The organism is uncultured Mycobacterium sp. (genome assembly GCF_964249325.1).
Classification (GTDB): domain Bacteria; phylum Actinomycetota; class Actinomycetes; order Mycobacteriales; family Mycobacteriaceae; genus Mycobacterium.
In genome coordinates, this window is sequence record NZ_CAXUCH010000096.1 from 11,115 (window position 1) to 15,559 (window position 4,445).

Below are 4,445 nucleotides of genomic sequence, written 5' to 3' on the forward strand. Positions count from 1 at the left end.
CGTACAGCCAGTCGCACATCGAATCGATAGTCAACGAAAACCCGCACACGGCAGCGTCGTTGGTCGCGCTGTTCGAGGCGCTGTTCGATCCATGCCCCGCCGGCTCGCCAAAAAAGCGGGACGCACTAGCGGCCGTCGCCGCGGTGGCCGCGGATATCGACGCGCTGGTGAGCCTGGACACCGACCGTGTGCTGCGTGCATTCGCCTCGTTGATCCAGGCCACGCTGCGCACCAATTACTTTGTGACGCAAGAAGGGTCAGCCCGCAGCCGGGGTGTGCTGGCGCTGAAGCTGGACGCGCCGCTGGTCGACGAGCTGCCGCTGCCGCGACCCAAGTTCGAGATCTTCGTGTACTCCCCCCGCGTCGAAGGCGTGCATCTGCGATTCGGCCATGTGGCACGCGGCGGGCTGCGTTGGTCGGATCGTCGGGAAGATTTCCGCACCGAGATCCTTGGTCTGGTCAAGGCGCAAGCCGTCAAGAATGCTGTGATCGTGCCGGTCGGGGCCAAGGGCGGGTTCGTCGTCAAGCGGCCGCCGATGACCACCGGGAATGCCGCCACTGACCGCGACGCTATCCGCAATGAAGGCATTGCGTGCTACAAACTGTTCATCTCGGGCTTGCTCGACGTCACCGACAACGTGGACCACACCACCGGCGAGGTCAGCGCCCCGCCCGGCGTGGTGCGGCGCGACGGCGACGACGCCTACCTGGTGGTCGCTGCCGACAAGGGCACCGCCACGTTCTCCGACATCGCTAACGACGTCGCCAAGTCCTACGGGTTCTGGCTCGGTGACGCGTTCGCCTCCGGTGGATCGGTGGGCTATGACCACAAAGCGATGGGCATAACCGCCAGGGGCACTTGGGAAGCGGTCAAACGACATTTCCGCGAGATGGGCGTCGACACACAGACCGAGGACTTCACCGTGGTGGGTATCGGCGACATGAGCGGTGACGTGTTCGGCAACGGCATGCTGCTGTCCAAGCACATTCGGCTGTTGGCCGCCTTCGATCACCGTCACATCTTCTTGGACCCGCACCCAGACGCCGCACGGTCGTGGGAAGAACGGCGACGCTTATTCGAGATGCCCCGCTCCAGTTGGGACGACTACGGCAAGTCGCTGATCAGCGACGGCGGCGGCGTTTATAGCCGTGCGCACAAAGCCATTCCAATCAGTGACCAAGTGCGTGCCGCGCTGGGCATCGACGACGACATCAGCGAAATGACGCCGCCGAATCTGATTCGGGCCATTCTGCGCGCGCCGGTGGACCTGTTGTACAACGGCGGCATCGGGACCTACATCAAGGCTGAAACGGAGTCTGACGTCGACGTCGGCGACCGGGCCAACGACCCTGTGCGGGTCAACGCCACCCAGGTGCGGGTCAAAGTGATCGCCGAGGGCGGCAACCTCGGGGTCACTGCGCTGGGGCGTGTCGAGTTCGACTTGTGCGGGGGCCGGATCAACACCGACGCGCTGGACAACTCGGCCGGTGTGGACTGTTCTGACCACGAGGTCAACATCAAGATCCTGATCGATTCGCTGATCACGGCCGGCAAGGTCAATCCGGAAGACCGCACCCAACTGCTGGAGTCGATGACCGACGAGGTCGCCGAACTGGTGCTGACCGACAACGCCGACCAGAACGACTTGATGGGCACCAGCCGGGCCAACGCGGCCAGCCTGCTCAACGTGCATGAGCGGCAGATCAAGCAACTGGTCGCCGAACGTGGCCTGAGCCGCGAGCTCGAGGCGCTGCCATCGGATAAGGAGATTCACCGGCGTGCCGAGGCCGGCATTGGGCTCACCTCACCCGAACTCGCGACGTTGATGGCGCACGTGAAGCTGGCGCTCAAAGACGAGGTGTTGGCCACCGACCTCCTCGATCAGGAAGTCTTCGCCGCCCGATTGCCGGCCTACTTCCCGTCGGTGCTGCGCGAGCGCTTTCGCCAAGAGATCCGCACGCATCAGCTGCGCCGCGAGATCGTGACCACGATGCTGGTCAACGATCTTATCGATACAGCCGGCATCACCTATGCCTACCGAATCACCGAAGACGTTGGCGTCAAACCCGTTGATGCGGTGCGTACCTACGTGGCCACCGACGCCATCTTCGGGATAGAGAACTTATGGCGGCAGATCCGCGCGGCGCACATCCCCGTGGCGACATCGGACCGGATGACGTTGGACACCCGCCGGTTGATCGACCGCGCCGGACGCTGGCTGCTGAACTATCGTCCGCAGCCGCTGGCCGTGGGCGCCGAGATCAACCGATTCGCGAAAAAGGTGGAAACGCTGACGCCGCGAATGTCGGAGTGGTTGCGCGGTGACGACAAGGCCATCGTGGAAAAGGAAGCCCGGGAATTCGCCGCGCAAGGAGCGTCCAAGGAGCTGGCGTACAGGGTCGCCACCGGGCTCTACCGCTACAGCTTGCTCGACATCATCGACATTGCCGACATCGAGGACCGCGACCCAGCCGAGGTTGCCGACACCTACTTCGCGTTGATGGACCGTCTGGGAACTGACGGTCTGCTGACCGCCGTATCGGCGCTTCCCCGAGATGATCGGTGGCAGTCGCTAGCCCGCTTAGCGATTCGCGACGACATTTATGCCTCGCTGCGCGCGTTGTGCTTCGATGTGCTCGCAGTGGGGGAGCCCGACGAAAGCGGCGAAGAGAAGATCGCCGAATGGGAGCACACCAGCGCGTCCAGGGTAGAGCGGGCGCGCCGCACCCTCATAGAAATCTACGAGAGCGGGGAAAAAGACTTGGCGGCATTGTCGGTGGCGGCGCGTCAGATCCGGCGCATGACGCGTACCAGTGGACGAGGATCGTCCGGATGACTGACACCGGATTCGTCGCGGCTGTCCCGGTGCGGTGGTCGGACATCGACATGTACCAGCACGTCAACCACGCAACCATGGTGACAATCCTTGAAGAGGCCCGTATCCCGTTCTTGCGAGAGCCGTTCGAAACCGATATCACGACAATCGGTCTGCTGATAGCGGATGTGCGGGTCAGCTACAAAGGTCAGCTGCGCTTGGTGGATTCGCCTCTGCAGGTGACAATTTGGGTGAAGCGTTTACGCGCAGTCGATTTCACCCTCGGTTATGAGGTGCGGTCGATGCAGGTGGCGCCTAAGTCCAAGCCGGCCGTGGTCGCCGAGACGCAGTTGGCGGCAGTCCATATCAAAGAGCAGCGGTTGGTGCGCCTCTCGTCGCATCAACGGGAATACCTGCAGCGGTGGTCGCGCTAGCCGAGCGGGGACTGTGGGTCAACCCAGCTCACCGCAAAGACTTGGCCACGTTCGTCGACCGCGCGCTGCGCCTCGACGAGGCTGCTGTCATCCGTCTGCGGGCCCGCACCGGCGGGTTGTTGACGGCCTGGGTGGCCACCGGTTTCGACGTGTTGGCGAGCCGGGTGGTGGCCGGGACGGTGCGACCCGACGATTTGTCCGCCGGCGCAGACCAATTGGTCCGCGGGCTTGCGGCGATGGATAGCTCCGGCTATGTCGATCCGGGCTTGCCGATGGATTCTGCGTGGCGGGGGGCGTTGCCGCCGGAGTCAGGCTTCACGCATCTCGACGATGTACCGGCCCGGGTAATGCTGGACTTGGCGCAGCGCGGCGCGCGCCTGGCGAAGGATCACGGCAGCTCCCACGGTCCGCCGGTCTCATTGCTCGACCAGGAGGTTGTCGCGGTCAGCTCGGGTGATGTCAGCGTCGGGATACCGATGCGCTGTGTATTCGCCTTGACCGCAATGGGATTCCTGCCACAGTCTCCGGAGGCTGTCGACTCGGACGAGATCGTGCGGGTGCGGATTTTGCCCTTCTGGTTACGGATCGACGCTCGCTTCGGATCGGTGTATCGCCGTCGCGGCGACCCGGCGCTGGTATTGCGCTGAGAGCGTTTAGTCGGTCGGGACACTGCTATCGAGCGGTTTCCTAGATCGGCGAGGTCTAATATCAACGATCATTGCCCAGCCCTTGCAACTGGTGTCTCGCTGAGCGCCTGAAACCAGGCGAAGTGGTAGTTTGCCGCGTTTTTGTCCCCCTCGACGAGCGCGTCGATCGCGGCCACTAACTGCCAATTCCCCAGCACTGCTGCGTCAACACTCTCTGGGTAGGACTGGACTATCTCAGCCTCAGCGGTTTGCTGTTCGCCGCTTGGATCGGGGCTTTGCTCCCCGCGGTACTGGTTGGGACGCGAGTGAACATCACGTTCCCGCCGCACAACGGATCTTTGTGCGGGCGCTCTGCCGCGACCAAGCTCCGCACGGGGTGCATGCCAAAGCCTGACCGGTTTCGTCCCGTGGGGTGTTGTCGCGGCATTCGGTGGCGCGCCGCAGTGCGCGGTCGCCGCCGATTCCAGCGATCCGATGTAGACGAACATCGCGCCCCCTAGGCCCGTTTTCCGCACTGGTTGAGTGAAGGGACCTGGTTGCGGCGGGTT

Annotated in this window: 3 protein-coding genes and 1 pseudogene (1 of these 4 only partly in view); 3 read left to right on the forward strand and 1 reads right to left on the reverse strand. The window is 63.6% G+C overall.

Translation table 11 applies throughout. From position 1 onward, the window contains the following. The 3 genes and pseudogenes from ACFE99_RS13625 to ACFE99_RS13635 all read left to right on the forward strand — a co-directional run. Nucleotides 1-2,837, forward strand: a pseudogene (locus tag ACFE99_RS13625) (NAD-glutamate dehydrogenase) (it extends 2,036 nt beyond the left edge of the window). Then, nucleotides 2,834-3,250 carry an acyl-CoA thioesterase gene (locus tag ACFE99_RS13630; protein ID WP_375486085.1) on the forward strand — a complete coding sequence of 139 codons (417 nt, stop codon included), beginning with the start codon at nucleotides 2,834-2,836 and terminating at the stop codon, nucleotides 3,248-3,250. The pseudogene ACFE99_RS13625 and the gene ACFE99_RS13630 overlap by 4 nt, the downstream one beginning before the upstream one ends. After that, nucleotides 3,238-3,897: a hypothetical protein gene (locus ACFE99_RS13635; protein ID WP_375486088.1), complete on the forward strand. Its 660-nt coding sequence runs from the start codon at nucleotides 3,238-3,240 to the stop codon at nucleotides 3,895-3,897. The genes ACFE99_RS13630 and ACFE99_RS13635 overlap by 13 nt, the downstream gene beginning before the upstream one ends. Nucleotides 3,898-3,965: 68 nt before the next feature. Here the strand turns inward: ACFE99_RS13635 and ACFE99_RS13640 are convergent, their stop codons facing one another. Beyond that, nucleotides 3,966-4,385 carry a DUF5631 domain-containing protein gene (locus ACFE99_RS13640; protein WP_375486090.1) on the reverse strand — a complete coding sequence of 140 codons (420 nt, stop codon included), beginning with the start codon at nucleotides 4,383-4,385 and terminating at the stop codon, nucleotides 3,966-3,968. Between the last annotated feature and the right edge of the window lie 60 nt (nucleotides 4,386-4,445).

What these genes read in the sequence shown, in the direction of transcription:
- ACFE99_RS13630 (WP_375486085.1), top strand. Translation starts at nt 2,834, where the DNA reads ATGACTGACACCGGATTCGTCGCGGCTGTCCCGGTGCGGTGGTCGGAC.
- ACFE99_RS13640 (WP_375486090.1), bottom strand. Translation starts at nt 4,385, where the DNA reads ATGTTCGTCTACATCGGATCGCTGGAATCGGCGGCGACCGCGCACTGC.